This window comes from Delftia sp. JD2, from assembly GCF_001682645.1.
Taxonomy (GTDB): Bacteria; Pseudomonadota; Gammaproteobacteria; order Burkholderiales; family Burkholderiaceae_C; genus Comamonas; species Comamonas acidovorans.
Window position 1 is genome coordinate 1 of record NZ_LFJT01000147.1, and the last position, 417, is coordinate 417.

1 protein-coding gene is annotated in these 417 nt (G+C 65.2%); it reads left to right on the forward strand.

Annotated elements, in window-relative coordinates; translation table 11 throughout:
• A partial coding sequence (locus ACM14_RS31035) for a hypothetical protein (RefSeq protein ID WP_217491975.1) occupies window positions 1–417 on the forward strand: 417 nt, incomplete at both ends.

Here is a 417-nt window from a genome sequence, read left to right on the forward strand (position 1 = left end):
ACCAAAGCCAACCCCGGCAGCTTGGCTGTGGGCACGCCCTTCAACTACGCGTTCTCCGTGTCCAACGCTGCCAGTGCCTTCGGTCCCGCCACCAGCGTGACCATCAAGGACCTGGTGCCGGCAGGCATCAGCATCACGGGAGTGCCGACCGGCGCGAACGTAGCCAGTGCGACCTGCACGCCAAACACCTTCCCGTTTGCGGGCAATGGCAGCTCCGTGCTGACTTGCACGGTGAACTTCACGGCTTCGGTCGCAGCGGGTAGCAACACCAGCTTCAACCTGCCAGCTGTTCCGACGGCGGTGGGCTCGAGCACGAACACGGCCTCCTACGATCCGTCCGGTGGCATCAGCCCGGTCAATCCGACGGCCGGTTGCACGACGGATTGCGCATCGACGCCTTCCACGCCGGTGACGCCT